Source organism: Roseovarius nitratireducens (genome assembly GCF_002925845.1).
GTDB lineage: Bacteria > Pseudomonadota > Alphaproteobacteria > Rhodobacterales > Rhodobacteraceae > Roseovarius > Roseovarius nitratireducens.
This window is the reverse complement of record NZ_PDNI01000017.1, coordinates 74,227-100,533: the sequence shown is the minus strand read 5'-3', so window position 1 is coordinate 100,533 and position 26,307 is coordinate 74,227. Positions and strand designations below refer to the sequence as shown.

26 protein-coding genes and 1 tRNA gene are annotated in these 26,307 nt (G+C 67.3%); 12 read left to right on the top strand and 15 right to left on the bottom strand.

Annotation, left to right across the window (positions count from 1 at the left end):
* Positions 1–35: 35 nt before the first annotated feature.
* A complete protein-coding gene (locus CRJ03_RS02500) occupies positions 36–410 on the top strand; it encodes a DUF2237 family protein (protein ID WP_104017420.1) in 375 nt (124 codons plus the stop codon).
* A gap of 97 nt (positions 411–507) precedes the next feature.
* Here CRJ03_RS02500 and trpB read toward each other — a convergent pair whose 3' ends face one another.
* Together trpB and CRJ03_RS02490 are read right to left on the bottom strand one after the other, a co-directional pair.
* A complete protein-coding gene (gene trpB, locus CRJ03_RS02495) occupies positions 508–1,740 on the bottom strand; it encodes a tryptophan synthase subunit beta (RefSeq protein ID WP_104017333.1) in 1,233 nt (410 codons plus the stop codon).
* Positions 1,741–1,820: 80 nt separating this feature from the next.
* Complete coding sequence (locus CRJ03_RS02490) at positions 1,821–2,933, bottom strand: S-(hydroxymethyl)glutathione dehydrogenase/class III alcohol dehydrogenase (protein WP_104017332.1); 1,113 nt, start codon at positions 2,931–2,933, stop codon at positions 1,821–1,823.
* 154 nt (positions 2,934–3,087) lie between these two features.
* Between CRJ03_RS02490 and CRJ03_RS02485 the strand changes: the two genes are divergently transcribed.
* Positions 3,088–3,843 carry an SDR family NAD(P)-dependent oxidoreductase gene (locus CRJ03_RS02485; RefSeq protein WP_104017331.1) on the top strand — a complete coding sequence of 252 codons (756 nt, stop codon included), beginning with the start codon at positions 3,088–3,090 and terminating at the stop codon, positions 3,841–3,843.
* Positions 3,844–3,898: 55 nt separating this feature from the next.
* Here CRJ03_RS02485 and CRJ03_RS02480 read toward each other — a convergent pair whose 3' ends face one another.
* From CRJ03_RS02480 to CRJ03_RS02465, 4 genes are read right to left on the bottom strand one after another with little or no spacing between them, the layout of a single operon-like run.
* Positions 3,899–4,987: a PQQ-dependent sugar dehydrogenase gene (locus CRJ03_RS02480; protein ID WP_104017330.1), complete on the bottom strand. Its 1,089-nt coding sequence runs from the start codon at positions 4,985–4,987 to the stop codon at positions 3,899–3,901.
* Positions 4,988–5,022: 35 nt separating this feature from the next.
* Positions 5,023–6,951, bottom strand: coding sequence for a 1-deoxy-D-xylulose-5-phosphate synthase (gene dxs, locus CRJ03_RS02475; protein ID WP_104017329.1), 1,929 nt, complete (start codon positions 6,949–6,951; stop codon positions 5,023–5,025).
* 21 nt (positions 6,952–6,972) lie between these two features.
* A complete protein-coding gene (locus CRJ03_RS02470; protein WP_104017328.1) occupies positions 6,973–7,860 on the bottom strand; it encodes a polyprenyl synthetase family protein in 888 nt (295 codons plus the stop codon).
* Positions 7,860–8,102: an exodeoxyribonuclease VII small subunit gene (locus CRJ03_RS02465; RefSeq protein WP_104017327.1), complete on the bottom strand. Its 243-nt coding sequence runs from the start codon at positions 8,100–8,102 to the stop codon at positions 7,860–7,862. The genes CRJ03_RS02470 and CRJ03_RS02465 overlap by 1 nt, the downstream gene beginning before the upstream one ends.
* A gap of 102 nt (positions 8,103–8,204) precedes the next feature.
* On the opposite strand from CRJ03_RS02465, the gene CRJ03_RS02460 reads away from it, so the two are divergent.
* Positions 8,205–9,128, top strand: coding sequence for a phosphotransferase (locus tag CRJ03_RS02460; protein WP_104017326.1), 924 nt, complete (start codon positions 8,205–8,207; stop codon positions 9,126–9,128).
* A 4-nt stretch (positions 9,129–9,132) separates the two neighbouring features.
* On the opposite strand, the gene CRJ03_RS02455 is transcribed toward CRJ03_RS02460, so the two are convergent.
* Positions 9,133–10,671, bottom strand: coding sequence for a helicase HerA-like domain-containing protein (locus CRJ03_RS02455; RefSeq protein WP_104017325.1), 1,539 nt, complete (start codon positions 10,669–10,671; stop codon positions 9,133–9,135).
* Between the two features lie 454 nt (positions 10,672–11,125).
* On the opposite strand from CRJ03_RS02455, the gene CRJ03_RS02450 reads away from it, so the two are divergent.
* Positions 11,126–11,776, top strand: coding sequence for an invasion associated locus B family protein (locus CRJ03_RS02450; protein WP_104017324.1), 651 nt, complete (start codon positions 11,126–11,128; stop codon positions 11,774–11,776).
* An 18-nt stretch (positions 11,777–11,794) separates the two neighbouring features.
* Here CRJ03_RS02450 and CRJ03_RS02445 read toward each other — a convergent pair whose 3' ends face one another.
* The 4 genes from CRJ03_RS02445 to CRJ03_RS02430 are packed head-to-tail and all read right to left on the bottom strand — an operon-like array spanning position 11,795 to position 16,102.
* The gene (locus CRJ03_RS02445; protein WP_104017323.1) at positions 11,795–13,006 is read right to left on the bottom strand and encodes a beta-ketoacyl-[acyl-carrier-protein] synthase family protein; all 1,212 of its coding nucleotides are present in this window, start codon (positions 13,004–13,006) and stop codon (positions 11,795–11,797) included.
* Positions 13,003–13,263 (bottom strand): acyl carrier protein, encoded by a 261-nt coding sequence (locus CRJ03_RS02440; RefSeq protein WP_104017322.1) that lies wholly within the window; start codon positions 13,261–13,263, stop codon positions 13,003–13,005. Before CRJ03_RS02440 ends, CRJ03_RS02445 begins: the two co-directional genes overlap by 4 nt.
* A gap of 37 nt (positions 13,264–13,300) precedes the next feature.
* Positions 13,301–14,392 carry a UDP-3-O-(3-hydroxymyristoyl)glucosamine N-acyltransferase gene (gene lpxD / locus CRJ03_RS02435; RefSeq protein WP_104017321.1) on the bottom strand — a complete coding sequence of 364 codons (1,092 nt, stop codon included), beginning with the start codon at positions 14,390–14,392 and terminating at the stop codon, positions 13,301–13,303.
* 27 nt (positions 14,393–14,419) lie between these two features.
* Positions 14,420–16,102 (bottom strand): L,D-transpeptidase scaffold domain-containing protein, encoded by a 1,683-nt coding sequence (locus CRJ03_RS02430; protein ID WP_104017320.1) that lies wholly within the window; start codon positions 16,100–16,102, stop codon positions 14,420–14,422.
* A 332-nt stretch (positions 16,103–16,434) separates the two neighbouring features.
* Here CRJ03_RS02430 and mepK point away from each other — a divergent pair, with 332 nt between their 5' ends.
* Positions 16,435–17,004, top strand: coding sequence for a peptidoglycan L,D-endopeptidase MepK (gene mepK / locus CRJ03_RS02425; RefSeq protein ID WP_104017319.1), 570 nt, complete (start codon positions 16,435–16,437; stop codon positions 17,002–17,004).
* Positions 17,005–17,117: 113 nt separating this feature from the next.
* Here mepK and CRJ03_RS02420 read toward each other — a convergent pair.
* Positions 17,118–17,201 (bottom strand) — tRNA-Leu (locus CRJ03_RS02420).
* Between the two features lie 121 nt (positions 17,202–17,322).
* On the opposite strand from CRJ03_RS02420, the gene CRJ03_RS02415 reads away from it, so the two are divergent.
* Both CRJ03_RS02415 and CRJ03_RS02410 read left to right on the top strand, forming a co-directional pair.
* Positions 17,323–17,901 (top strand): YqaA family protein, encoded by a 579-nt coding sequence (locus CRJ03_RS02415; protein ID WP_104017318.1) that lies wholly within the window; start codon positions 17,323–17,325, stop codon positions 17,899–17,901.
* Positions 17,902–17,905: 4 nt separating this feature from the next.
* Positions 17,906–18,367 carry a disulfide bond formation protein B gene (locus tag CRJ03_RS02410; RefSeq protein WP_104017317.1) on the top strand — a complete coding sequence of 154 codons (462 nt, stop codon included), beginning with the start codon at positions 17,906–17,908 and terminating at the stop codon, positions 18,365–18,367.
* Positions 18,368–18,465: 98 nt separating this feature from the next.
* Here the strand turns inward: CRJ03_RS02410 and CRJ03_RS02405 are convergent, their stop codons facing one another.
* Positions 18,466–18,894, bottom strand: a complete 429-nt coding sequence (locus tag CRJ03_RS02405; RefSeq protein ID WP_104017316.1) for an Lrp/AsnC family transcriptional regulator — start codon at positions 18,892–18,894, stop codon at positions 18,466–18,468.
* A gap of 116 nt (positions 18,895–19,010) precedes the next feature.
* On the opposite strand from CRJ03_RS02405, the gene rocF reads away from it, so the two are divergent.
* From rocF to CRJ03_RS02380, 5 genes are all read left to right on the top strand, one after another.
* Positions 19,011–19,940, top strand: a complete 930-nt coding sequence (gene rocF, locus CRJ03_RS02400; protein WP_104017315.1) for an arginase — start codon at positions 19,011–19,013, stop codon at positions 19,938–19,940.
* Between the two features lie 10 nt (positions 19,941–19,950).
* Positions 19,951–21,000, top strand: a complete 1,050-nt coding sequence (gene ocd / locus CRJ03_RS02395) for an ornithine cyclodeaminase (protein WP_104017314.1) — start codon at positions 19,951–19,953, stop codon at positions 20,998–21,000.
* A 63-nt stretch (positions 21,001–21,063) separates the two neighbouring features.
* Positions 21,064–21,945: a hypothetical protein gene (locus tag CRJ03_RS02390; protein ID WP_104017313.1), complete on the top strand. Its 882-nt coding sequence runs from the start codon at positions 21,064–21,066 to the stop codon at positions 21,943–21,945.
* 14 nt (positions 21,946–21,959) lie between these two features.
* Positions 21,960–22,787 carry a glycosyltransferase gene (locus CRJ03_RS02385; RefSeq protein ID WP_165375220.1) on the top strand — a complete coding sequence of 276 codons (828 nt, stop codon included), beginning with the start codon at positions 21,960–21,962 and terminating at the stop codon, positions 22,785–22,787.
* A gap of 133 nt (positions 22,788–22,920) precedes the next feature.
* Positions 22,921–23,457 carry an isochorismatase family protein gene (locus tag CRJ03_RS02380; protein ID WP_104017311.1) on the top strand — a complete coding sequence of 179 codons (537 nt, stop codon included), beginning with the start codon at positions 22,921–22,923 and terminating at the stop codon, positions 23,455–23,457.
* Positions 23,458–23,460: 3 nt separating this feature from the next.
* Here CRJ03_RS02380 and CRJ03_RS02375 read toward each other — a convergent pair whose 3' ends face one another.
* Positions 23,461–24,732 carry a DEAD/DEAH box helicase gene (locus CRJ03_RS02375; RefSeq protein ID WP_500690877.1) on the bottom strand — a complete coding sequence of 424 codons (1,272 nt, stop codon included), beginning with the start codon at positions 24,730–24,732 and terminating at the stop codon, positions 23,461–23,463.
* Positions 24,733–25,286: 554 nt separating this feature from the next.
* Positions 25,287–26,252 carry a DUF3179 domain-containing protein gene (locus tag CRJ03_RS02370; RefSeq protein WP_104017310.1) on the bottom strand — a complete coding sequence of 322 codons (966 nt, stop codon included), beginning with the start codon at positions 26,250–26,252 and terminating at the stop codon, positions 25,287–25,289.
* Between the last annotated feature and the right edge of the window lie 55 nt (positions 26,253–26,307).

Below are 26,307 nucleotides of genomic sequence, written 5' to 3'. Positions count from 1 at the left end.
GTATGCGCTACGATCCTGCGGAGGAGATCGCGCGCATGACCACGATGGACACTTCCGAGAACGTGCTGGGCGGGGCTCTTTCGCCCTGCTCGTCCGATCCCGTGACCGGGTTCTTTCGCGACGGGCATTGCAACACCTGTGCCGAGGATCGCGGCAGCCACACGGTCTGTGCGCTGATGACGGCAGAGTTCCTCGCCTTCTCCAAGTATGTCGGCAACGACCTGAGCACGCCGCGCCCGGAATTCGGCTTTGCCGGGCTGAAAGCGGGGGATCAGTGGTGCCTTTGCGCCGCGCGGTTCCTTCAGGCCCACGAGGAGGGCTGCGCGCCGCAGGTGCGGCTCGCGGCCACCCATGCTCGCGCGCTCGACATCGTGCCGCTGGAGGTGTTGGAGCAGCACGCCGCCGCCTGAGCGGGGCGGTCGCACCGTGAGCGCGCAAGGAAAAGCCCCGGCGACTTGGCCGGGGCTTTTACGCATGCGCAACGTGGCGTTTGTGCCGACGGGCGGTTCAGCCGCCGCTTTCGATGTCGAAGCCGAGATGCTTGGCGACGGTATAGATGTCCTTGTCGCCACGCCCGCACATGTTCATGACCAGCAGGTGATCACGGGGCAAGTCGGGCGCGATCTTGGTGACATGGGCGAGCGCATGGGAGGGCTCCAGCGCCGGGATGATGCCTTCGGTCTCGCAGGAGAGCTGGAACGCCGCCAGCGCCTCCTTGTCGGTGATCGAGACATATTGCGCGCGCCCCGTCTCGTGCAGCCAGCTATGCTCGGGTCCGATGCCGGGATAGTCGAGCCCTGCCGAGATCGAATGCCCTTCGAGGATCTGCCCGTCATCGTCCTGCAACAGGTAGGTGCGGTTGCCGTGCAGCACGCCGGGGCGCCCGCCGGTGAGGCTTGCGCAATGCTCCATCCGGTCATCGACGCCGTGGCCCCCGGCCTCGACACCGATGATCCCCACCTCCTTGTCATCGAGGAACGGGTAGAACAGCCCCATCGCGTTCGACCCGCCACCAATGGCGGCGACCAGCGTGTCGGGCAAGCGGCCCTCGGCCTCCATCATCTGTTCGCGGGTTTCCTTGCCGATGATCGACTGAAAATCGCGCACCATCGCCGGGTAGGGGTGCGGCCCCGCCACCGTGCCGATGCAGTAGAACGTGTCGCGCACGTTGGTCACCCAGTCGCGCAGCGCGTCGTTCATGGCGTCCTTGAGCGTGCCGCGCCCGGAGGTGACGGGCACCACCTCGGCCCCCAGGAGCCGCATGCGGAACACGTTGGGTGCCTGCCGCTCGACATCCGTGGCGCCCATGTAGACCACGCATTTCAGCCCGAACTTGGCGCAGACGGTGGCGGTGGCGACACCGTGCTGGCCCGCCCCCGTCTCGGCGATGATCCGGCTCTTGCCCATGCGGCGGGCGAGGATGATCTGGCCCAGCACGTTGTTGATCTTGTGCGCGCCGGTGTGGTTGAGTTCGTCGCGCTTGAGATAGATCTTCGCACCGCCCAGCCGCTCGGTCAGCCGCTCGGCATGGTAGAGCGGGCTGGGGCGGCCCACGTAATGCTTCCACAGGAAATGCATCTCGGCCCAGAAATCCGGGTCGGTCTTGGCGTACTCGTAGCGCTCTTCGAGTTCCAGGATGAGCGGCATCAGCGTCTCGGACACGAAACGCCCGCCGAAATCGCCGAACCGGCCCTTTTCGTCGGGGCCGGTCATGAAGGAGTTGAAAAGGTCGTTGGCCATGTCTCGCGCACCCCTTGTTGCCTGCGCCACGTCCTAGTGCGCCCCGCCCCGGAGGGCAAGGCGCAGGCGCGCGGGGGGTGTCAGTATTCCACCACCGCGCGGATCGATTCGCCCTTGTGCATCAGCTCGAACCCCTCGTTGATCTGCTCGAGGGTGAGTTTATGCGTGATCATCGGGTCGATCTCGATCATGCCCGACATGTACATGTCGACGATCTTGGGCACGTCCGTGCGCCCGCGCGCGCCGCCGAAGGCGGTGCCGCGCCAGACCCGACCGGTGACAAGCTGGAAGGGCCGGGTGCTGATCTCGGCGCCTGCGGGGGCCACGCCGATGATGATGCTCTCGCCCCACCCCTTGTGCGCGGCTTCGAGCGCGGTGCGCATGACGTTGACGTTGCCGGTGGCGTCGAAGGTGTAATCCGCCCCGCCGCCGGTCAGCTCGACGAGATGGGCGACGATGTCGCCCTCGACGTCCTTGGGATTGACGAAATCGGTCATGCCGAACTGGCGCGCCATATCGGCCTTGGTCGGGTTGAGATCAACGCCGACGATCTGCGCCGCGCCCGCGAGCCGCAGGCCCTGGATGACGTTGAGGCCGATACCGCCGAGGCCGAACACGATGGCGCGGCTGCCCAGCTCGACCTTGGCGGTGTTGACCACCGCGCCGATGCCGGTGGTCACGCCGCAGCCGATGTAGCAGATCTTGTCGAAAGGGGCATCCTTGCGCACCTTGGCGAGCGCGATCTCGGGGACCACGGTGTGGTTGGCGAAGGTCGAGCAGCCCATGTAGTGATGGATGGGCGTGCCGTCGAGCATGGAGAACCGCGTCGTGCCGTCGGGCAGCAGGCCCTGCCCTTGGGTCGCGCGGACCTTCTGGCACAGGTTGGTCTTGGGGTTGAGGCAGTACTCGCATTCGCGGCATTCGGGGGTGTAGAGCGGGATGACGTGATCGCCCACTTCGAGGCTTGTCACCCCCTCGCCTACCTCGATCACCACGCCCGCGCCCTCGTGGCCGAGAATGGCGGGGAAAATCCCCTCGGGGTCGTCGCCCGAGCGGGTGAATTCGTCGGTGTGGCACAGGCCCGTGGCCTTGATCTCGACCAGCACCTCGCCTGCCCTTGGGCCGTCGAGATTGACCTCCATGATTTCCAGAGGCTTGCCCGCCTCCATCGCTACCGCCGCTTTCGTGCGCATCGTCGCCTCCCTTGTGTTGTCGCTGTTTTCAGGCGTAGTCGGACATGGCGTCAAAGGCAATCTCGGAGTGCGCTCAGGGTTGGCCGAAGTGTTTTGACAGGCGCGGCGGGGCGCTGTATCTGAACAATTGTTCATTTACTGCGGGAGGCCCCTCATGCGCATGACAGACACAGCCGCGATCGTTACCGGTGGGGCCTCGGGCCTCGGCGAGGCAACGGCCCGCCATTTCCGCGGCGCAGGCGCGCAGGTGACGCTGCTTGACCGCGATGCGGAGCGCGGGCAGGCCGTCGCCGCCGAGATCGGTGCACATTTCGCCGAGATGGACGTGACCGACGAGGCGTCGGTCGCCAACGCCATCGCCGCCGCCAAATCCGCTATGGGCCGGATCACGGCGGCGATCAACTGTGCCGGCATCGCCACCGGGGCCAAGACGCTGGGCCGCGACGGCCCGCACCCGCTGGATGCCTTTCGCCGCACCGTCGACATCAACCTCGTCGGCACGTTCAACGTCGCCCGTCTCGCCGCCGCAGAGATGGCCGGGAACGCCCCCGGCGACGATGGTGCGCGCGGCGTGATCGTCAACACCGCGTCCATCGCCGCCTTCGACGGGCAAAAGGGCCAGGCCGCCTATGCCGCCTCGAAGAGCGGGATCGTGGGGCTGTCGCTGCCGATGGCGCGCGATCTGGCGCGCGAGGGCATCCGGGTGATGGCCATCGCGCCGGGCATCTTCGCCACGCCGATGATGCGCGGCCTGCCTGGGGACGTACAGGATAGCCTCGCCGCCGAGGTGACATTCCCCAAGCGGTTGGGCGATCCCGACGAATATGCGCGGCTGGCGCGGTTCATCGTCGAGTGCGGCTATCTCAACGGCGAGGTGATCCGCCTCGATGGGGCGCTCAGGATGCAGTGACGCCCCCGTGGGGGCCAGCCCCCACACCCCCGGGGTATTTCGGCCAAGAAGAAGATCAGCGCGGCGTCATCCGGTAGGCGGCACCGTTGCCGACGCTCAGAAACCAGATCGAGCCGTCGGGGGCCTCGCGGATGTCGCGGACGCGCGCGGTTTCGGGCGATTTCAGCCGCTCGACCTCGCGCAGCGGCGTGCCCGCGAGATGCGAGATCAGCCCGAACTTGAGCGAGCCCACGAAGATGTGGCCGCGCCATTCGGGCCAGAGGCGGCCCGAGTAGATCATCATGCCCGAGGGCGCGATGGACGGGTCCCAGTAGAATGCGGGTTGTTGCATGCCCGCCTTGTGGGTGCCCTCGCCGATCTTTGCCCCCGAGTAGTGGCGCCCGTAGGAGATCACCGGCCAGCCGTAATTGGCGCCGCGGCGGATGCGGTTGATCTCGTCACCGCCCTTTGCCCCGTGCTCGACCACCCAGATCGCGGCGTCCGTGCCGCGCGCCGCGCCCTGCGGGTTACGGTGACCGTAGGACCAGATGGCGGGCTTTGCGCCTTGCGAATCGGTGAAGGGGTTGCCTTCGGGGATCGTGCCGTTGCGGGCGATGCGGATCACCGAGCCGTTCTCGCGCGAGAGGTCTTGCGCCGAGGGACGGTCGCCGCGCTCGCCGATGGTGGCGAAGAGAGTGCCGTCCTCGCCCTCGACGAGGCGCGAGCCGAAATGCCGCCCGCCCGAGGATCCCGGCGTCAGCTCGAAGATCACGCGCCAATCCTCTAGCCTCTGGCCGTCCTGCGAGAGCCGGGCGCGCGCCACCGCCGTGCCAGCGCCGTTTCGCTGAGGCTTGGCATAGGTAAAGAACAGCGTGCGGGTGGTCGCGAAATCGCGCGGCACCAGGAGGTCGAGTAGCCCGCCCTGCCCGATTGCGGCCACCTTCGGAACACCGGCGACTATGCGCGTCTCGCCGTCGCGGTGAAGGAGCAGCCGCCCGTCCCGCTCGGTCACGAGGACGCCGCCGCCGGGCAGGAAGCCGAGTGCCCAGGGTTCGTCAAGCCCGGCGATCATGCGGGTGACGGTGACCGGCCCGGCGCTGGTTTCGAGCGCATGGGCGGGCGCGCCGAGCGTGAGGGCGAGACAGAGGGCGAGGAGACGGATCATTGGAACGCTCCTTTCCTGTGACCGGGCGCAGGCCGTCAGGCGCGCTTGTCGCGCACCTGTCCCAGGCCCATCACCTCCAGCACCCGCGCCTCGATATCGGAGGCGGAGAGCCGGGCGGTGGCATACATGTCGGCGGGGCTCGCCTGGTCGATGAAAATATCCGGGAGCACCATCGAACGGAATTTGAACCCGTTGTCGAAGACGCCGGATTCGGCCAGCAGGTGGCTGACATGGCTGCCGAATCCGCCAATGGAACCCTCCTCGATGGTGATCATGGCATCGTGCCTTGCCACAAGGTCGAGGATCATCTCCGTGTCGAGTGGCTTGGCGAAGCGGGCATCGGCCACGGTGGGGGTGATGCCGCGCGCGCGTAAGGATTCGCAGGCGGTCATGACCTCGGACAGCCGCGTACCGAAGGACAGGATTGCCACATCGGCCCCCTCCTGCATGATGCGGCCGCGACCGATCTCCAGCGGGGTGCCGCGCTCGGGCATCTCGATGCCGGTGCCCTCGCCACGCGGATAGCGGAACGCGATGGGGCCGCTATCGTGCCGCGCCGCGGTGGCGACCATGTGCCTGAGTTCGGCCTCGTCGGCGGCGGCCATCACCACGAAGCCCGGCAGGGTCGCGAGAAAGGTGATGTCGAAGCTGCCCGCATGGGTCGCGCCATCGGCGCCCACGAGCCCGGCGCGGTCAATGGCGAAGCGCACCGGCAGGCGCTGGATCGCGACGTCGTGCACGACCTGATCGTAGCCGCGTTGCAGAAAGGTGGAATAGAGCGCGCAGAACGGCCGCATCCCCCCCGCCGCGAGCCCGGCGGAAAAAGTTACCGCGTGCTGCTCGGCGATACCCACGTCGAAGCAGCGTGACGGGTAGCGTTCGGCGAAGAGGTCTAGCCCGGTGCCGTCGGGCATGGCGGCGGTAATGGCGCAGATGCGCGGATCGTCGGCGGCCTCTGACAGGAGCGACTCGGCAAAGACGCGAGTGTAGCTGGGTGCGTTCGACGGCGTCTTCTTCTGCTTGCCGGTGACGAGGTCGAACTTGGCCGTGGCGTGGCCGCCGTCGCGCGCGCTCTCGGCGGGAGCATAGCCCTTGCCCTTTTTTGTCAGCACATGGATCAGCATCGGCCCGGTGGCCCGCGCCTTGACGGTGCGCAGCACCGGCAGGAGCTGATCGAGATCGTGGCCGTCGATGGGACCAACGTAGCTGAAGCCCAACTCCTCGAACAGCGTGCCGCCCACGGCAAGTCCCTTGAGCATGTCCTTGGCGCGGCGCGCGCCCTCCTGGAAGGGCGGCGGCAGCATCGAGATCGCGCCCTTCGCGGCGGCCTTGAAATCCTGGAACGGCGCGCCCGCGTAGAGCCGCGAGAGATAGGACGACAGTGCCCCCACCGGGGGTGCGATGGACATCTCGTTGTCGTTGAGAATGACGATGAGCCGCTTTTGCAGGTGGCCCGCATTGTTCAATGCCTCGAAGGCCATGCCCGCCGACATCGCGCCGTCGCCGATCACCGCGATGGCATCGCCGTGACCGGTATCGCAGGCGCCGCCGAGGTCGCGCGCCACGGCAAAGCCCAATGCGGCGCTGATCGAGGTGGAGGAATGCGCCGCACCGAACGGGTCATAAGGGCTTTCCGACCGCTTGGTGAAGCCCGACAGCCCCCCCTTCTGGCGCAGGGTGCGGATGCGGTCGCGGCGACCGGTGAGAATCTTGTGCGGATAGCTCTGGTGCGAGACGTCCCAGATGATCTTGTCGCGCGGCGCATCGAACACGTGGTGCAGCGCCACCGTCAATTCCACCACCCCGAGCCCCGCACCGAGATGGCCGCCGGTTTCCGACACTGCTGCGATGGTTTCGGCACGCAGCTCGCGGGCAAGTTGCTGCAACTCCGCGTCGCTCAGCCGCTTGAGGTCGGACGGTATGTGTACCTGGTCGAGAAGCGGTGTGCTCGGAGTGTCGGACATCGGGCCCCTCCCCGGGGTTCATCAGTTCTGGCGCGAGATAACGAAGCGTGCGAGCGCCTGCAAGCTTTGCGCCTCCTCGCCGAATACAGATAGGGCGTCACAGGCGGTGTCCACAAGGCTCGTGGCGCGGTGGCGCGCCGCGTCGAGGCCGAGCAGCGACACGAAGGTGGCCTTGCCCGCGGCGGCGTCCTTGCCCACAGCTTTGCCGGTCATCACCGCGTCGCCCTCGACATCGAGAATGTCATCGGCGATCTGGAAGGCGAGACCGAGGCACTCGCCATATGTCTGGAGCGCGCGGACACGCGACGCCGGGGCCTGCGCCATCACCGCCCCCGCCGTCGCCGCCCAGCAGATGAGCGCGCCGGTCTTGCCCGCCTGAAGCCCGGTGATCTCGTCGAGCGTAAGGGGCGCGGCCGCGCTCTCGGCGGCGATATCCTGCGCCTGACCGCCGACCATGCCGCCGACACCGGCAGCGCGGGAGAGGCCCCGCACCAACGCAAGCCGGGCGGTATCGGGGCAGACTGCGTCGCATATCAGCTCGAACGCCAGCGCCTGCAACGCGTCGCCGGCCAGCACCGCCGTCGCCTCGTCCCACTTGCGGTGGACGGTGGGCTTGCCGCGTCGCATGTCGTCATCGTCCATGCAGGGCAGGTCGTCATGAATGAGCGAGTAGGCATGGATCGCCTCGATCGCCGCCGCGGCGGGCGCGGACATGGCCCTATCTATCCCGAAGAGCAGCGCGCCCTCCATCACCAGAACGGCACGAATGGCCTTGCCGCCCTGCACCGCGTAGCGCATCGCATCCGCGACCGGCCCCTCCTGCGCGGCGAGGGCGGTCTCGATCGGGGCCAGTGCAAGTTCGGCGTCGAGTGCGAGCGCCGCGCGGTGATCCGCGAGGCCGTCGGACATCACGGTCCCTCGACCGGCGCCGTGCCCGTCGGGTTGCCCTCGGCATCGAGCGTGATGGCGGCCACCTTCTCCTCGGCTTCCTTCAGCTTCGCCTCGCAGCGCTTCTTCAGGGCCGCGCCCCGCTCGTAGAGGGCGATCGACTCGTCGAGCGCAACATCGCCCCGTTCGAGGCGACCGACCACATCCTCGAGCTCGGCCATCGCCTGCTCGAAGCTCAGCTCCGTGACCGGTGTCTCTGCCATGCCTTGCTCCCGCTGCCTGATTTCAGGGCTCGACCATAGCGGTGGGCGGGCGGCGGTGCAATTCGGTTGACGCCCCCGCGGGGGTGGGAAAAACTCGACCGTATGAGCGATCCCGCCTCCCTACCCGAGCTACCCGCCGAGAGCGATCTGCCAGACGGTGCAGAGATCGGCGCGCTCATCCGCCACATTCCGGGCAAGCGCCGCATCCATGCCGGAACCTGGCAAGGGCGCGACGCGATCTTTCGCCTCGCCACACCCGAGACCGCCGAGATGCAAGCGCGTGAATGGCAGGAGGCGTGCCGCATCTGGCCCTACATGCAGGGTGCGCGGTTCCGCACCGCCGAACCGCTGGCCTTTCTGCCCGAGATACACCTGATGGTGATGGAGCGTGCGCCCGGGACACCACTGCTCGACCGTATCGCGCGGCTGCGCGCGGACCGGCGCGCAGCACGGCTCGCGCCCGCCGCCGCGTGGCTGCGGCGTTACACGGATGTGTCGGAGGGCTGGCGCGCGGCGCGCTGCGCAGGCTGGCTCGCCCGCGCCGAACGGGCGACACAAGGCCAGCCCTTCCCGGTATTGCGCGGGATCGAGGCAGGAATCCTCTCTGGAATCGAGCGGATCGCCGGACGCATCGACGGGGCCGATTGGCGGGTAGCGATCTGCCACGGCGATTTTCACCCCAGCAACCTTTTGGTGAACGGCAGAACACTCACCGGCATCGACACCGGCGGCTCGGGGCGGATGCCCGTGCTCAAGGATATTGCGCGGTTTCTGATGCACATGGCGCGGCGCGGCGTCTGCCCCTCGGGGCGCATGTGGTGCGGCGTGGACGAGGGGATGCGCGATGCCTTCGTCGAGGCATTTGCCCTCACCGAGGCCGAGCGGCGGCTGGTGCTGCCGTTTTTTGTCGGGATCGAGGCGCTGATCCGGGTCGAGACGCCAGCGCTGCGGCCCCGGCGCATCCGCATCGCAGAGCGGGTCTATGCCGCACTGCGCGACGACTTGGCGACGCGCGACCTGACCTGAGCCCTCAGCGCCCGCGAAACAGCCCACCGAGGATGCCGCGCACGATGCGTCGTCCGGTGGTGCCCCTCAGTTCCTTGACCACCGCCGAGGCGATGGCGCCGCCGAGGCTCTCGGTCGCGGCACCACGACGGGTACGCCCGGCGCGTGCGCTGCCCGAATAGCGCCGTGCGGCGCGGAACTCGCGCGCCTCCTCCTCCGCTTCGGCTTCGGCGGTTTCCGCCTCCTCGGCCGACTTCGCCGCAGCCTCGGCGCGGGCGGCGAGTATCTCGAAGGCGGAGCGCCGGTCGAGCGCGGCCTCGTATTTCCCCGCCACCGGCGAGGCGGCGATCACGTCGCGGCGCGTCCCCGCATCGCAGGGGCCAAGCCGGGTGGCGGGCGGGCGGATGAGCGTGCGCTCGACCACCCCCGGCACGCCCTTGTCCTGCAAGAGCGAGGTCACCGCCTCGCCGGTGCCCACGTCGCGGATCGCCTCGACAGTGTCGAAGCGCGGGTTGGGGCGGTAGGTCTCGGCGGCGCGCTTGAGCGCCTTCTGGTCGCGCGCGGTAAAGGCGCGCAACGCGTGCTGGAAGCGGTTGCCGAGCTGGCCGAGGATGTCCTCGGGCACGTCATCTGGGTTCTGGGTGATGAAATACACCCCCACCCCCTTGGAGCGGATGAGGCGCGCCACCTGCTCGACCTTGTCAACGAGCGCCTTGGGCGCGTCGTCGAACAAGAGATGCGCCTCGTCGAAGAAGAACACGAGCCGCGGCTTGTCGGGGTTGCCCACCTCGGGCAGTTGCTCGAACAGTTCCGACAACAGCCACAAGAGGAAGGTGGCATAGAGCCGGGGCGAGTGGACCAGCTTGTCGGCGGCGAGGATGTTGACATGGCCGCGCCCCTCGGGCGTGACCCGCATGAGATCGGCCAGGTCGAGCGCCGGTTCGCCGAAGAAATACGCGCCGCCCTGGTTTTCGAGCACAAGAAGCGCGCGCTGGATCGCCCCCACTGATGCGGTGGCCACGTTGCCATAGTGCAACGACAGGTCGTCTGCGCTCTCGCCCACGAAGGTCAGGAGCGCCTGCAAGTCCTTGAGATCGAGCAGCGGCAGCGCCTCCTCGTCGGCGACGCGAAAGGCGATGTTGAGCACGCCCTCCTGCGCATCCGTGAGGCTCATCAGCCGCGACAGCAGCAGCGGGCCCATCTCCGAAACGGTGGTGCGCATCGGGTGGCCCTGCTCGCCGAAGATGTCCCAGACGATCACCGGGAAGCTGTCATAGCGGTAGGCGTCGAAGCCGATCTTCTCGGCCCGCGACGTGAACGCCGCGTGCAGCTTCTGATTGGGGCTACCCGGCACGGCCATACCCGACACGTCGCCCTTGATATCCGACAGGATCACCGGCACGCCCGCGTCCGAGAACCCCTCGGCCAGGATCTGCAGCGTCACCGTCTTGCCGGTGCCGGTGGCCCCGGCGATGAGCCCGTGCCGATTGCCGTATTTCAGCAGCATCTCCTGCGGCGTGGCATATTCCGGCCCGCCGCCCCCGGTGAAAATCGTCTCACTCACGTGCCCTGCACTCCCCGTCCAGAAATCGTCACGCCGTGACCATACAAAATTAACCCTTTCGTGCCAGTCTGAAAGCATGTCCGGCGCCGAATGTCCTCTGGCGCCGGCACTTCCTCCCTGTCAGACTGGCCGCGCCCCGGGTGCGGCCTTTTTTCCGCAGGTTTTTCCAAGCCTCGGCAACTGGACTGTTGACGGATTGCCGCTTGTGCCCTAGCGTTTCGATCAATGACTAAGTCGGCCAGTCCGACGGGGAGAAAACCGGAAAGAGGCCTTGCGGCCTCTTTCTTGTTTTTTCAGGTAGCCCCTGCTTTGCAATCATACCTTCGAGATCACGGTGTTCCGGCGAGGTTTTCGGCAACGCGCCGCTGCCACCGCGCGCGATTTCGCCCTGACAGTCCCACATCGCCGTGCTAGAGGCGACATCGTGACTCTGTACAGACTCGAAGGGGAAGACATGACCAAGACCCTGCTCCACCTGTCCCTGACCGCGCTTCTGGCGCTCTCGACCGCCGCGGGCGCGCAAGAGACTGCCACCGACGGCGCGGTCACAACGGACGGCGAGACCACCACCGATGGCGCGGCCGCAGCCGGTAACGCGGACGGGCCGACGGCTCCCGTGGCGGGGCTCGATACCGGGCGCGAGGTCGCCCAGGAGAACGAAGCCTATATCAAGGAAACCCATGGCGACTGGTCCGTGCGCTGCTTCCCCACCGAAGGCAGCGAGGATCTGTGTCAGATGTATCAGCTCCTGACCGAGTCCGAGGGCAACCCGGTGGCCGAATTCACGCTCTACCGCCTTGAGGGGGCCGGCAACATCGTGGCGGGGGCCACCATCGCCGTGCCGCTCGGCACGCTGCTCACCGAAGAGGTGAAGCTCTCGGTCGATGGCGGCAAGGCCAAGAGCTACGCGTACTCGTTCTGCACGATGGGTGGCTGCTTCTCGCGAATCGGGTTCACGGGGCCCGAGGTCGAGGCGCTCAAGAAAGGCGCGCAAGCCCAGATCGAGATTGTTCCGGCGCAGGCACCCGACCAGAACGTCAGCATCGACGTCTCGCTCTCGGGGTTTACCGCGGCGTATAATGCCGCCTCGACGCTCGACAAGTGACCCGCCAGGCGATGGCGCTCAGGCAAACCGCCTGAGCGCCAGCACCGCGTTCAGCCCGCCAAAGGCAAAGGCGTTCGATAGCGCCACCTCGACGTGGGCCTCGCGCGCCTCGTTGGGCACCACGTCGAGCGCGCATTCGGGGTCCGGCTCCTCGTAGCCGATGGTCGGCGCGATCACCCCGTCGCGCAGCGCCATGATGCAAGCCAGAAGCTCGACCGCGCCAGTCGCGCCGATGAGATGCGCGTGCATCGACTTGGTGGACGAGATCATCAGCCGGTCGGAATGGGCACCGAACACGTCGGCCACCGCCGCGCACTCGGTCTTGTCGTTGGCGGCGGTGCCGGTGCCGTGGGCGTTGATGTAGCCCACCTCTTCGCGGTCCACCCGCGCATCGCGCAACGCGCCCGCCATCGCCCGCGCCGCACCCTGTTTCGACGGCATGACGATATCGGCGGCGTCCGAGGTCATGGCAAAGCCGATCACCTCGGCGAGGATTTCCGCGCCGCGTTTCCGGGCGTGTTCCAGTTCCTCGAAGACATAGACCGCCGCGCCCTCGCCCTGCACCATGCCGTTGCGGTTGGCCGAGAACGGGCGGCAGGCGTCGCGGCTCATGACGCGCAGCCCCTCCCACGCCTTGACCCCGCCGAAACACAGCATGGATTCCGAGCCACCCGTCACCATCACCGGGGTGATCCCGCCATGCACCATCTGGAACGCCTGCGCCATCGCGTGGTTGGACGACGCGCAGGCGGTGGAAACAGTGAAGGTCGGCCCCTTGAGATTGAACTCCATCGACAGGTGCGAAGCGGCGGCGTTGTTCATCAGCTTCGGGACAACAAAGGGATGGACGCGGTTCTTGCCCTCCTCGTAGACCGAGCGGTAATTGTCGTCGAGCGTGGTCATGCCGCCGCCCGAGTTGCCCAGGATCACGCCCGCCCGCGCCGCCAGCTCGCCCTTGAACTCGAGCCCCGCCTGCGTGATCGCCTGCCGGGCGGCGACGAGCGTGAACTGCGTGAACCGGTCGTAGAGCGCGAGTTGCTGGCGGTTGAATACCGTTTCGGGATCGTAGCCGCGCACCTGCCCGCCGATGCGGATGGACAATCGCTCGACATCGCGGAACTCCAGCTCGCCGATACCGCAGCGCCCCTCGCGCATGGCCTCCAGCGTGGCGGGCACATCGGCACCGAGGGGGTTGATCGTGCCCGCCCCGGTGATGACGACGCGCGTCACGTCTGCTCCGCGATCAACCGCTCGATGCCCGCGACGATGGCGCGGACCGAGGAGATGTCGAAACCGCTCTTTTTTGGCTCGTTGGCGTTGAACGGCACCGAGATGTCGAACGCCTCCTCGATGGCAAAGATGCTCTCGACCAATCCGAGGCTGTCGATGCCCAGATCCTCCAGCGTGCTGTCTAGGGTGACGTCGGCGGGCTCCAGCACCGCCTGTTCGGCGATGATCTCTATGACACGATCCTGAATACTGCTCATGGCGTGGTCTTTCCGTTAGCGCCCCAAGTGGGCTGTCTCAGCTCTTCTGCGACAGGTCTGTAACGGTTTTTTTAAGACCAGAGACATCCTCGAACAATCTTTTCAGGCGGCGAAAGCCCTTGAACACCTCTACCGTGGTTTCCATCTTCATCGCCGGATAGCCAAGCATCATTCGTCCGGCGGGGATATTGGACAGAACGATCGTGCCACCGCCGGTGATGACGTTGTCACCGATGAAGATGTTGTCGCTCACGCCGGTCTTGCCGGCGAGCACAACGTTGTTGCCGATCCGCGTTGATCCGGCGATCCCCACCAGCCCGCATAGCAGGCAATCGCGCCCGATAATGACATTGTGGCCGATCATCACCAGGTTGTCGATCTTGGTGCCGTCGCCCACGGCGGTGTCGCGGATGGTGCCGCGGTCGATGGTGCAGTTGGCGCCAAGCTCGACGTCGTCGCCGATGGTGACGCCACCCAGCGAATGGATGCGGGTCCAGCTCTGCGCCTGCGCCCCGTCGATGTCGCCCAGCGTGGCGCGCCCCTGCTCCACCGCCGAGGTTTCGGGGGTGACATAGGAGAACCCGTCGCCGCCCACCACGCAGCCCGGCTGCGCGATGAACCGCGCGCCGATGCGCACCCGCGCGCCGATGCGCACGCCCTCGCGCAGGAGCGCGCCCTCGCCCAGCACCGCGTCGGTGCCGACAAAGGCTTGGGGGCCGATCACCGATCCCGCGCCGATGCGCGCACCGCCGCAGATCACGGCGAGCGGCCCCACCGCCACGTCGGGGGCAAGCTCGGCCTCCGGGTCGATCACCGCCGAGGGATGGATGCCGCCGCCCCAACCCTGCCCGGGATCGAGCAGTTTCGTCAGCCCGGACATCACGTAGCGCGGGCGCGGCGCAACCAGCGCCGCCTCAAGCCCCATCGCCTGCCAGTCGGCCCCGTCCCAAACCACCGCAGCGCGCGCACGACCCTTCGCCAGTCCCTCGGCATAGTCGGGCTTCATCGCCAGGGCGAGATCAGCAGGGCCCGCATCGGCAGGCTCGGCCACGCCGTCCACCGCGATCTCCGTCGCCCCGAAGGCGCGCGCGCCGAGCGCCCGGGCCACCTCTTCTATACTGTAGGACATGCGCCACCTCTTCTGTCGGAGAGGTATTTAGCTCCGATGCGCGCGCAGTGAAACCCCTGCCCGTTCCAGCGCCTGCCAGATCCGCGCATCGCGTCCGTAGACATCGTCGCGATACTGCGTGCGTCCACCTGCACGCGTGATCGCGGTACGGTAGATCAGGTGCACCGGCACGTGCTGTTCGAGGTTAATCCGGGTCTCGCGCCCGGTGTCGAGCACGGCATGAAACCGGCCCTTGGGATCGGCTTCCTGCGGGGCGAGCAGCATGTAGGCGAAATCGAAGGGCTGTTGGAGCCGGATGCAGCCGTGGCTGAAATCGCGTTTCTCGCGGTCGAACAGGTGCTTTTGCGGCGTGTCGTGCAGGTAGATGTTGTACTTGTTGGGAAACATGAACTTCACCAGCCCCAAGGCGTTGCGCGTCGACGGCGGCTGCTTGAGCCGGAAGGGAAAGCTGCGCGCCGAATAGGCGTTGAAATTCACCGCGCTGCGGGGCACCACGCGGCCCCGGCTGTCATAGATCCGCAAGTGCCCGGCAGCGTTGCGGTTGGCCTGCATCTTGGGCAGGTATTCCTTGACCGTGATCGACCGGGGTACATGCCAGGTCGGGTTGACGATCATGTGCTCCATCTCGTCGGAAAACTCCGGGCTGCGCCGTCCGCCCGCGTTCTTGCCGACCACCGCCCGCGTCTCGAAGGTGACACTGTCGTCATCGAGGATGCGGGCGCTGAAATCGGCGAGGTTGACAAGGATATGGCGCGCACCGCGCTCGGCGGGCAGCCAGCGCTCGCGCTCCATCGCCACGAGCACCGAGGCAAGCCGTTCCTCGGGTGAGACGTTGAGCGCGGCGATCGTCGAGGGCCCGGCGATCCCGTCGGTCTCCAGCCCGTGATCGGCCTGGAACGCCTGCACGGCGGCCTGTATCCGTCCGTCGAAACGCGCGGTCGCGCTCCGCGCGAGAAAGCCCTTCGCGACCAGCCGATCGCGCAGCGCGATCACCGCCGCGCCGGCGTCGCCCGGCTCGAGCTTGCCGCCGGGCACGACCGGGCCCCAGCCGCCCCGTGCGATCACCCCTTCCAGCCGGAGCCGTTCCTTCATCAGGCGGCGATACGCGTTGGTCTGTGGCGGCAGCCCGCGCAACACCGCGCGCGGGTCGCCCTGCATCATGTCGGCCAGCAGCGCGCCCGCCGCCCGACGGGGCACGCTACGCTTGATGTCGCTGTCCACGCGGCCCGGCACCAGCACACCCGACTGCACGTCGCGCGCATAGGCGAGGTACGCGCGGCTCAGCGCCACCTCGACCTCGCCCATCTCGCGCGTCGAGCGGATATCGGCCATGCGCGCCAGCAACGCAGCGCGACCGTACCGCCCCTCGGGCAACCCGTGCAGCGCCGCATCGTCCAGCGCGCGCAAGAGCGCCGCACGCCGCGCGCGGTGGGTGGCGTCATCGCCGGTCCAGACCGGGCGATAGTCGGTCTCGCTGTAGAATTCCGCGAGGTCGCGGTCGCTGCCCGCCGCCTCGGCCACAGCCTGACGGAAGGCCGAGTCGCGTGCGGCGTCGAGCGCCTTGGCCATAGCCCCTGCCATCACCGCCGGGATCACCGTCGGCACCGCAGTCTGCGCGCCCTCGGCCCGCGCCACCGGCGCGCCGGCGGCTCCCGCCAGCCACAGGCCGAGCCCGATCCCGAGCCACGTGCGAGACAAACCCTCTGACATCTCAACCCCCTTCAAACAAACCAATCGTCTTCATGTTAGCCAACGAAATTATAGCCAAGAATATGGAAATATCTCAATTCTTCCCTAACACTTTCGCGTCACAGTGGAGAAAATCGGCGTGAAGCGGGGATGATCGGGCGGCGGGGTCGCATTTTGGCCACGCATTTCGCAAAGATGCGCGAAATCCCGCCGAAACCCTTGCGCGTGACACAATATTTCGAATCGGGGGTTGGTTGATGATTCTCGATATGCCATAAAATCCGTACATCTGGGGACAGCACGGGTCGCGCTAAAGCGGCTCAAAGCAGGCGACGGGACAGGCGCACTTATCAATGACAGACTTCAGCTCGACTGGAATTTCACGGCGCGGCTTGCTCGCGGCTTTCGCCGCGACGGCGATTACCGCAGCCCCGACCTTCACCAATGCGGCCGGTTTCCTACGGGGTGCCGGCGATATCCGGCGGCTTCGGATGGTGTCGCCACGCACGGGCGAACGGCTCGACACGATCTACTGGGTCGAGGGCGAGTACATCCCCGAAGCGCTCAATGAAATCACGCTTTTCATGCGCGACTGGCGCACCGATCAGACCCGCGTGATCGACCGCCGCACCGTCGACATCATGGCCGCCAGCCACAACCTGCTCGATGTGAACGAATCCTACACCCTGCTCAGTGGGTACCGCAGCCCGCAGACCAACGCCATGCTGCGCCGCCGATCGAGCGGGGTGGCCAAGAATTCGCGCCACATCATCGGTCAAGCGGCCGATCTGCGCCTCGGCAGCCGCTCGGTCGAACAGGTGTACCGCGCCGCGCTGGCCTGTCGGGGTGGCGGTGTGGGCCGGTATTCGCGGTCGAATTTCGTGCACATGGATTGCGGCCCCGTGCGGACCTGGGGCCGGTAGGCGATCACAGGTCTGAAATGACGGCAAGGCGGCGCACAGGTGCCGCCTTTTTCGTTTGAGCGGAACGCGATCACCTAGTCTCAGGTAGCCGAAGGCGGTAGGCCCCAAAGGATTGGTGCGGGTGGTCGGACTCGAACCGACACTCCTTGCGGAAAGGGTGTTTGAGACCCTCGCGTCTACCATTCCGCCACACCCGCGTCCGACCTGTCTCTAGCCGAGCCTGCGGCCCGCGTCCAGAGGCTGCATGCGCCTGTGAAAGGGCTTGACCGCACCGGGCGGCCATGCTGTTTCGGCGCAACCCGATCCCGAGGACAGCCGATGCTGCGCGCGCTCTACGACTGGACGATCCACATGGCGGACCACCCGCGCGCGCTGTGGGTGCTCGCCGTCATCTCCTTCGCCGAAAGCTCGGTGTTCCCGATCCCGCCTGATGTGCTGATGATTCCGATGATCCTCGCACGACCCTCGCGGGCGTGGCTCATCGCGGCCGTTGCGCTGGTCTCGTCTGTGTTGGGGGGGATGCTGGGCTATGCCATCGGCGCCTTCGCCTACGACAGCATCGGACAGCCGATCCTCGCCGCCCTCGGCAAGGGCGAGGCGATGGACGCGTTCAACACGCGGTTCAACGATTTCGGCTTCTGGGCGGTGCTGACGGCGGGCGTCACCCCCTTCCCCTACAAGGTCATCACCATCATGTCGGGCTGGACGGGGATGCCGCTGGGCACCTTTGTCGCCACCTCGATCCTCGCCCGCGCGGTGCGTTTTTTCCTCGTGGCGGGGCTGTTGTGGAAGTTCGGCGCTCCGATCCGCGATTTCATCGAGCGCCGACTCGGGCTTCTGACCATCGTCTTTGTCGTGCTGCTGTTTGGCGGCTTTCTCCTTACGCGCTATCTGTGATGCCATGACCCGACAGAAAACCCTCATCCTCCTCGCCGCCGGTGGCTCCGCCGCGCTCTTGCTGGGCGCGCTGGCGTTCCAGCACCTGGGCGGCATGGCGCCGTGCAAGCTGTGCATCTGGCAGCGCTGGCCACACGGAATCGCCATTGGCCTCGGGCTGGTGGCGCTGGTCGCATGGCCCACGCTGATGGCGGCGCTCGGCGCGCTGGCGGCGCTCGCCACCGCCGGAATCGGCGGATACCACACGGGCGTCGAGCGCGGCTGGTGGCCGGGGCCCTCGGATTGCACGGGCGGCCCGGTGGGCGGCATGAGCAGCGAGGACCTGTTCGACCAGATCATGGCCGCGCCACTGGTACGCTGCGACGAGGTGCCGTGGGAGATGTGGGGCCTGTCGATGGCAAGCTGGAACATGGTGGTGTCGCTGGGCCTCGCCGCGATCTGGGTGCTGGCGCTGCGCGCGCGCTGAATGTCGGGATAAAGAGGGCGGCTGGTCTGATGCAGCGTCGGGCAGGCCGCGCATTGGGACCAGGCTGCAAGGGTCCGCTCGAAGCCATCCGACGCCCCCTACCCCCCCGATTTCCACGTATTGAGCAGCAGGCTCGTCTCGGAACTCGCGATCCCGTCGAAGCGGCGGATCTGCGCCAGCACCCGGTCGAGCGCCTCCAGCGTGTCGGTGCCGATCTCCACGATCAGGTCCCAGCGCCCGTTGGTGGTGTGGATTGCACGCACCGCCGCAAGCCCGCCCAATTGGCGGATGATCCGCTCGGTGCCGCGCCCCTCGATCCCCAGCATCATCAGCCCGCGCACCGGGTCGCGTAGCGTGTCGCCGCGGAGCACCACGGTAAAGCCGACGATCTCGCCCTTCGCCTGAAGCCGCTCGATCCGCGCCCGCACGGTGGTTCGTGACACGCCAAGGCCGAGCGCAAGATCGGAGAGCGAGGCGCGCGCATCGTGGCGCAGCGCCGATAGCAGGCGCCGGTCTGTATCGTCCATATCGAAGCCTTTTGCATTCGTTTCGCAAGAACTACGCCCGATAAGTGCAAAATACCCGCTTCAAATCAACCCGATTCGGAGCCAAACCCTTCTCAAAGACACGGAAGGAGACGCTCATGCCACCCAAGGATATTCTGCTTGTCGGCGCGCCGGTCGATAGTGGCAAGGCCCGGCGCGGCTGCCTGATGGGCCCGGATGCCTACCGCACCGCAGGGCTCGCCGAACAGCTTGCCGAGCTTGGCCTCACCGTGCGCGATCTGGGCAACGTGAAGCCCGCCGACGCCACCGCCTCGCCGCAGATGCCCCCCCATGTGCACGCCCCCGCCGAGACCGCGGGCTGGACCGCGGCACTCGCGCAGGCCGGAGAAAGCGCCGCCGCGCAGGGGCTGCCCATCTTTCTGGGTGGGGATCACAGCCTGTCGCTCGGCTCCATCGCCGGCGTGGCCAACAACGCCGCCGCGGATGGACGCCCGCAATTCATCCTCTGGCTCGACGCGCACAGCGACATCCACACACCGCAAACTACCGGCTCTGGCAACCTGCATGGCACGCCCATCGGCTATGTCACCGGGCGCGAGGGATTTCACGGCTTCCCGTCCGTGGCCAACCCTGTGCCGCAGGAAAATATCTGCATGATCGGGCTGCGCTCGGTCGATGGCGCGGAACGCGAGACCCTCGCCGGGACCGCGATTCGCACTCATGACATGCGCGAGATCGACGAACGCGGCATCGCCCGCCCGCTGACCGAGTTCCTCGAGGATGTCGAAAAGGCGCAGGGCGCGCTCCATGTCTCGCTCGACGTGGATTTCCTCGATCCCTCCTTCGCGCCCGCCGTGGGCACCACCGTGCCCGGCGGTGCCACCATCCGCGAGGCGCACCTGGTGATGGAGATGGTCTGCGACAGCGGCCTTCTCACCTCGCTCGACCTGGTAGAGCTCAACCCGTTTCTCGATGAGCGCGGCCGCACCGCACAGGTGATGGTCGATCTCGCCGCCTCGGCGCTCGGTCGCCGCGTCTTCGACCGCGTGACCCGCGCCTATAGCTGAGGAGAGACCCATGACAATTGCCCCCTCCGAGAAGGCCTACGTGCCCTTCGTCTCGGTCGATCACATGATGAAGCTTGTCCACCATATCGGCATGGAGCCAATGCTGCGCGGTCTGGCCGAGTATATCGAGGCCGATTTCCGCCGCTGGAACCTGTTCGACAAGACCCCCCGCATCGCCTCGCATTCCGAGGAAGGGGTGATCGAGCTGATGCCGACCTCCGATGGCGAGGTCTACGGGTTCAAGTACGTGAACGGTCACCCCAAGAACACCAAGGCCGGATTGCAGACCGTCACCGCCTTCGGGCTGCTGGCGAATGTCGGCAACGGCTACCCGGTGCTGCTGTCGGAGATGACCGTGCTCACCGCGCTCAGAACGGCGGCCACCTCGGCGATGGTGGCCCGCCACCTGGCACCCAAGGGCACCGACACGATGGCGATGATCGGCGCGGGCGCGCAGTCCGAATTCCAGAGTCTCGCGATGAAGGCGCTGGTGGGGCTGAAATCCGTGCGGCTCTACGACATCGACGCCGCCGCCACCGAAAAAGCCGCGCGCAACCTCTCGGGCATGGGGCTCGAGGTGGTGACATGCCGCAGCGCCGAGGCCGCGATGGAAGGCGCACAGATCATCACCACCTGCACCGCCGACAAGCAATACGCCACCATCCTCAGCGATAACATGGTCGGTTCGGGCGTGCATATCAACGCCATCGGCGGCGACTGCCCGGGCAAGACCGAGCTGGCCCCGGCGATCCTGCACCGCTCGTCGATCTTCGTGGAATACCCCGAGCAGACCCGCATCGAGGGCGAGATCCAGCAGCTCGACGCCGATCACCCGGTGACCGAATTCTGGCGCGTGCTGGCGGGCGAGGTTCCGGGGCGCACGAGCGCGGAACAGATCACGCTCTTCGACAGCGTCGGCTTCGCCATCGAGGATTTCAGCGCCCTGCGCTATATCCGCGACCATATCGGCGGCACCGATTATTACCGCGATCTCGACCTGCTGGCCGACCCCGACGACCCGCGCGACCTCTTTGGCATGCTGATGCGCGCGGCTCCCTGAGCGCGGCTTGAACGGGGCGCCGCGTTCTGGCATAGGCACGAGGGCACCGATCGGATACGTTTCATGCCGTCACCCATCGTCACGTCCATTCCGCCGGTCTTCTCACGCAAGGACAGGGACGGGCATGAAATCGGCAACGATTACCTTGCGCGCTGCGTCCAGTCCTGGCGCGACTGCGGCTTCGATCCCGTCACCGTCAATGCCGAGGCCGAGGAGTTGCACCCGCTCATCGCCGAACTTGGGGTGGAGGTGGTGCGCGTACCGTGCGACGCAGCCGCAATCACGGGCCGCCCGCACGTGTTCCTCTCCGATCTTCTGGATGCCGCGCGCCGCGTCTCGACCGAGCGCGTGTTCATCGTCAACGCCGATATCGAGCTCGAGATGACCAACGCAGCGCGCGACCGGCTCGCCGCGCTCGGCCCGATGCAGGCCGTGGGCGTGCGGCGGTGCGATCACGACGGGGACAAGCGTCCCTCGGCCGCGCGCTACGATGGTGGGATCGACCTGTTGGGGGCGGGCCGCGACGCGCTCGACGGTCTGGACACGGGCGCGCTGATCTTCGGCATGCCGTGGTGGGATCACTACCTGCCGCTGGCGCTGCTCTGGCGCGGGGCACAGCCCGTCTCTGGCACTGGCGTGACCGCCTGGCACCTCGACCACGAGGGGCGCTGGGACAAGCGACACCACATCCGCGCGGGGCGGGAATTCCTGAGGCTGCTCCGTGAGACGCCGGCAGAGATGCGCAAAGACCCGTGGGTCAGCGATCACGTCGCCGCGCTCTCGCGCATCGGGCGCGGACAGTACGGCGACACGTTACAGCGCCGGATCATGGCGCGCGTTCTCGCACTGCTTTTGCCGGGTTCACGCACCCATATCCGCCGCGTGCTGCGTGCAGCATCGCAAAGCAACACGGCCTTGCTCGACCGCATCGCCGGCACCGGATGAACGGAGGCGCCGGAATGCATTTTTTCATCGTGATTCCCGTTTTCAACGGTGGCGACAAGATCACCCGCACCATCGAGAGCCTGCGCGCACAGAGCGCGCTGGCCGAGGGCACGGCGCGGCTGTCGGTGCTGGTCATGGACGGGGCATCGACCGACGATACCTGCGCACGGGTCGCGGCCCTCGACGATCCGCGCATCGAGATCGTCTCCGCGCCCGATGGCGGCATGTATGACGCGCTGGCGCGGGGGCTGGCACGCGCGGGCGGGGACGTGACCGGCTATCTACCCGCGGGCGAGGCGCTCGATCCGCACGCCTTTGCCGTGTCGGCGGAGGTGCTCACGCGCTACCCCGATATCGCGTGGATCACCGGGCAGGAGGTGACGCGCAATGCCGCCGGGCAGATCATCAACTGCCGTCTGCCCCACCCGTTCCTGCGGCGTTTCTTCGACTGCGGCATGTATGGCACGCGGCTCACCGTGCTTCAGCAGGAAAGCACGCTATGGCGCAGCGCGCTCAACGCTGAGGTTGATCGCGATCGCCTCGCCGCCTGCCGTCTGGCGGGCGATTACCTTCTGTGGCGCAGCTTCGCGCGGGATCACGAGCTCTACGTGATCGACACCCATATCGGCTCCTTCACCGTCGAGCCGGGACAATTGTCCAAGCAGGAGCCCGGCGCCTACCGGCGCGAATTGCGCGCCCTGCGCCGCCGCCCCGCCCTGTGGGAGCGGCTCGCCGCGCTGCTCTATCGCCAATACGTCAAGCGCACCCGTCCCGGACGGCGCGCGCGCCGCCTCGTCAGGTTCGACCACGGCACGGGCGAATGGCGGCTGACGGGGCACTGAACGGGGCTGGGTCACGTCTGGCCCGTTCCCGCCTTTCGCTCATTGGCCCTGACGCGGACTCACACCGCAAGCCACCGCGCCTGCTCACGCCTCACCTTGCCGACCACGCGCGCAGTGCCCTATCATCGCTTGCATGTCGATCCTTTCCTCCTCCCGCGCGCATCTACTGCTCATTGATTTCCAGGCGCGGCTCATGCCCGCCATCCACGATGGCGCGGAGGTAACCGCGCGGGCGTCCAAGTTGCTTCGCGGGGCGCGGCTTATGGATGTTCCGCGCAGCTATACCGAGCAGATCCCCGAAAAGCTGGGCCACACCGTGCCGGACCTCGCTCCGCAGCCGGGCGAGGAGGTTCTGATGAAATCCCGCTTCGACGCGTGCTCGGAGACCGGGCTCGCCACGCGGATCGCGCCCGACAGGCGCATCGTCGTGGCGGGATGCGAGGCACATGTCTGCGTGCTCCAGACTGTGCTGGGGCTGATCGCGGCGGGGCGCGAGGTGGCGGTGGTCGCGGACGCCACCGGATCGCGCGCACCCGCCGACCGCGAGGCGGCGCTGGCGCGCATGACCCAGCAAGGCGCCGCGCTCGTGACCACCGAGATGGCGATATTCGAATGGTTGGGCGGGGCCGACCACCCACGCTTTCGCGAGGTGATCGCCCTGATCAAGTAGCGCTCAGGCGGCGCGGCGCGTCCGTCTGCGGCGCTGGCCGCCCGGCTTGGCACCTTCGCCCGCATGGGCACCGGGCTTGGACCCGCCGCCCCGGCGCGGCCCACCGCCGCGACCCGACGGCTTGGCCTTGGGGTCGGGCAACACCTCCCAGGCACGGCCAGAGGCCACGGGGATGGTGGTGCCGAGGGCCTTCTGGATGTCCTTCAGCTCGCCCATCTCGTCGGGGGCGCAGAACGCGATCGCCGTGCCCTCGCGCCCGGCGCGCGCGGTGCGCCCGATGCGGTGAACGTAGTTCTCGGCCACGTTGGGCAGTTCGTAGTTGTAGACATGGGTGACCGCCGGGATATCGAGCCCGCGTGCCGCCACGTCCGTCGCCACCAGCACCCGCACGCGCCCGTCGCGGAACGCGGCAAGCGCGCGCTCGCGCTGGCCCTGGCTCTTGTTGCCGTGGATCGCCGCCACCGCGAAGCCGGCCTGTTCAAGCCTGCGGGCAAGCTTGTCAGAGCCGTGCTTGGTGCGGCCGAAGACCAGCGCCAATTCGTCACGATGCTTGTCGAGGCACTCGATCAGCAGGTCGGGCTTCGCGGCCTTGGCGACGAAATGCACCGCCTGCGAGACCTTGTCGGCAGCCTTGCCCGGCGGGCTCACCTGCACGCGGCGGGGATTGCGCAGGTAGCTGGACGCGATCTCTTCCATCTGCTTGGGCATGGTGGCTGAAAACAGCATGGTTTGGCGCTCGGCGGGCAACAGCCCGGCGATGCGCCGCAACGCGTGGATGAAGCCCAGGTCAAGCATCTGGTCGGCCTCGTCGAGCACCAGGAACTCCGCCGCATCAAGGCGCAGCGCGCGCCGGTCGATGAGGTCGAGCAGCCGCCCGGGCGTCGCCACCAGGATATCGGTGCCGCGCGCCAGTCGGTTGATCTGCGGATTGATCGAGGCGCCGCCGACCACGAGGCCGATCTTGATCGGGCTGTCCTTGACCAGCGTCATCAGCGCGTCGCGGATCTGGCCGGCCAGCTCTCGGGTCGGCGCGAGGATCAGGCTGCGCACCGCTTTGGGCTCGGGCCGGCCCGGCGCCTCCATCAGCCGCGTGACCAGCGGCAGGCCAAAGGCCATGGTCTTGCCGGTGCCGGTCTGCGCCAGCCCCATCACGTCATGGCCGTTAAGCGCATGGGGGATGGCGTGGGTCTGGATTGGCGTCGGCTCGGTGATGTTCTGCGCCGCCAGCTTGGCGGTCAGCGACTTGGGCAGGCCCATTTCGTCGAAGAGGTTCAATTCGTGTCCTTTCGGGGCCGGGGCATGTGCCCAAAGCCCGGTGCAGGCGGTGCGAACACCGCCCGGTCGTCGTGGTTGCACCTGCCGAGCAAAGACGACGGGCCGATTGCCCCCCGACTTCCGACAGGTGTTTGGCCCCACGCGTGATTTTGGGAACATATCCGCGACATTTCATGAAGAACGCCCCCTCGGGGCCGTGCTGCTCACGCGGCAGGAAATGTCGGTTGCGATGCATATGGCGGCGGGGCGGCGGGAAGTCAAGCGCCACGTTTCCGTCTGCAGGGAAGAAGGGAAGCGAAATGGCCTGAAGGGGACCTTGAATCATCCGGTGACGAGCCGCGCGAGCGCCAGCCCGCGGGATGGCGATGCGCCGGCTGGTCTATCGTGCTTTATTCCTGAGTTCCCGAGAGAGATGAAAGCTTTGCGCCAGCGTCACCCAATCGCCAGCCCGGGGGGCGGGCTGGCGCTCGCGCGGCGGCGTGCAAGCACGCCTTGTTCCGCGCGGGGCAGGAGGCGAATGGCAGGAATAGACCAATATCCGCGCGCCCTGCACCTTACCGCACCATCCACTTGCCATCGGGCCAGAACGCATGAAAGGCGAAGGCGAACATCACGTCATGGGGCACGTCGCGCCCCTGCCCGTCGCTCACCCGCACGGTGCCCACCTCGCGACCCTCCGAGATGACGCCACGATCCAGCGCCGAGGCCTGTCCTTCTTCCCAGCTGATGGCCACGCCCGCCTCGCGCACGCCGCCTTCGTCGCGGATGCGCGTCAGCGGCCAGGCCCGGTCGCCCACCCGTACCACGCGTTCCAGCGGCGGGATACCGTGCGGTGGGTTTTCGCCGTTGTAGAGGAAGGGCCGCGTGGACCTGTCATACCCGCGGTAGGGATTGCGCCCATAGGACCGGTTATGGGCGGGTTCGGCCATCACCAGCCCTTGCGGATTGCGCGCGCGGTACTGGTCCCAGCTTTCCATCCACGTGGGCAGATGGCGCAGTTCGACCCCGGTCATCTCGCCGACGATCCCCCGGCCCACGGCCTGCTGCCACCAGCTCTGGGTCTGGCGGTCATACATCACCATGTCGGAATGGCGCAGCTTGCCCGAGACGCCGAAGCTCAGCACCCGGCCCTGCACCCGCCGGTCAAAGGTCATGCCGGAATTGCACAACGGGCAATAGGTGACAGCCACCGGCACGCCGCCGACGGTGTCGTTGACGATCTCGTGCCACATCAGGTAGCGGATCGGGTAGGCGCGCGGCTCGGCCCCCTCGATCTCGACCGTGATGACCGGCTCGCGCCCCCGCAAGCCGCCTGCATCATCCGCGCGCCGGAATTGCGGATCGTCGATGGCGGGGATGCCGTCCTTGGGCGGCCCGCCCGACATGATCTCGGACCAGTCGTCGATGCTGGTTCGCGAGAAATCGGTCTGCGGCCACTCGGCCTGCCATTGCGACGGGTTGGCATGGGCGAGCGGTGCACCGAGCAACAAGACCGCGAGAAGGGTAAAAAGGCGGGGCATCGGGGCGCTCCTCCACGCATGGACGTTAACAAAAGGATGTGCACTTCGCAGGCTT

Bases quoted from the DNA above. Each gene is read 5' to 3' on its own strand.
- dxs (WP_104017329.1), bottom strand. From the start codon at position 6,951: ATGTCCGACACTCCGAGCACACCGCTTCTCGACCAGGTACACATACCG.
- CRJ03_RS02430 (WP_104017320.1), bottom strand. From the start codon at position 16,102: ATGTCAGAGGGTTTGTCTCGCACGTGGCTCGGGATCGGGCTCGGCCTG.
- CRJ03_RS02490 (WP_104017332.1), bottom strand. From the start codon at position 2,933: ATGCGCACGAAAGCGGCGGTAGCGATGGAGGCGGGCAAGCCTCTGGAA.
- CRJ03_RS02470 (WP_104017328.1), bottom strand. From the start codon at position 7,860: ATGTCCGACGGCCTCGCGGATCACCGCGCGGCGCTCGCACTCGACGCC.
- rocF (WP_104017315.1), top strand. From the start codon at position 19,011: ATGCCACCCAAGGATATTCTGCTTGTCGGCGCGCCGGTCGATAGTGGC.
- CRJ03_RS02405 (WP_104017316.1), bottom strand. From the start codon at position 18,894: ATGGACGATACAGACCGGCGCCTGCTATCGGCGCTGCGCCACGATGCG.
- CRJ03_RS02500 (WP_104017420.1), top strand. From the start codon at position 36: ATGACCACGATGGACACTTCCGAGAACGTGCTGGGCGGGGCTCTTTCG.
- CRJ03_RS02415 (WP_104017318.1), top strand. From the start codon at position 17,323: ATGCTGCGCGCGCTCTACGACTGGACGATCCACATGGCGGACCACCCG.
- CRJ03_RS02465 (WP_104017327.1), bottom strand. From the start codon at position 8,102: ATGGCAGAGACACCGGTCACGGAGCTGAGCTTCGAGCAGGCGATGGCC.
- lpxD (WP_104017321.1), bottom strand. From the start codon at position 14,392: ATGTCCTACAGTATAGAAGAGGTGGCCCGGGCGCTCGGCGCGCGCGCC.
- CRJ03_RS02440 (WP_104017322.1), bottom strand. From the start codon at position 13,263: ATGAGCAGTATTCAGGATCGTGTCATAGAGATCATCGCCGAACAGGCG.
- CRJ03_RS02410 (WP_104017317.1), top strand. From the start codon at position 17,906: ATGACCCGACAGAAAACCCTCATCCTCCTCGCCGCCGGTGGCTCCGCC.
- CRJ03_RS02450 (WP_104017324.1), top strand. From the start codon at position 11,126: ATGACCAAGACCCTGCTCCACCTGTCCCTGACCGCGCTTCTGGCGCTC.
- CRJ03_RS02480 (WP_104017330.1), bottom strand. From the start codon at position 4,987: ATGATCCGTCTCCTCGCCCTCTGTCTCGCCCTCACGCTCGGCGCGCCC.
- CRJ03_RS02460 (WP_104017326.1), top strand. From the start codon at position 8,205: ATGAGCGATCCCGCCTCCCTACCCGAGCTACCCGCCGAGAGCGATCTG.
- trpB (WP_104017333.1), bottom strand. From the start codon at position 1,740: ATGGCCAACGACCTTTTCAACTCCTTCATGACCGGCCCCGACGAAAAG.
- CRJ03_RS02385 (WP_165375220.1), top strand. From the start codon at position 21,960: ATGCATTTTTTCATCGTGATTCCCGTTTTCAACGGTGGCGACAAGATC.
- CRJ03_RS02390 (WP_104017313.1), top strand. From the start codon at position 21,064: ATGCCGTCACCCATCGTCACGTCCATTCCGCCGGTCTTCTCACGCAAG.
- ocd (WP_104017314.1), top strand. From the start codon at position 19,951: ATGACAATTGCCCCCTCCGAGAAGGCCTACGTGCCCTTCGTCTCGGTC.
- CRJ03_RS02370 (WP_104017310.1), bottom strand. From the start codon at position 26,252: ATGCCCCGCCTTTTTACCCTTCTCGCGGTCTTGTTGCTCGGTGCACCG.
- CRJ03_RS02485 (WP_104017331.1), top strand. From the start codon at position 3,088: ATGCGCATGACAGACACAGCCGCGATCGTTACCGGTGGGGCCTCGGGC.
- CRJ03_RS02380 (WP_104017311.1), top strand. From the start codon at position 22,921: ATGTCGATCCTTTCCTCCTCCCGCGCGCATCTACTGCTCATTGATTTC.
- mepK (WP_104017319.1), top strand. From the start codon at position 16,435: ATGACAGACTTCAGCTCGACTGGAATTTCACGGCGCGGCTTGCTCGCG.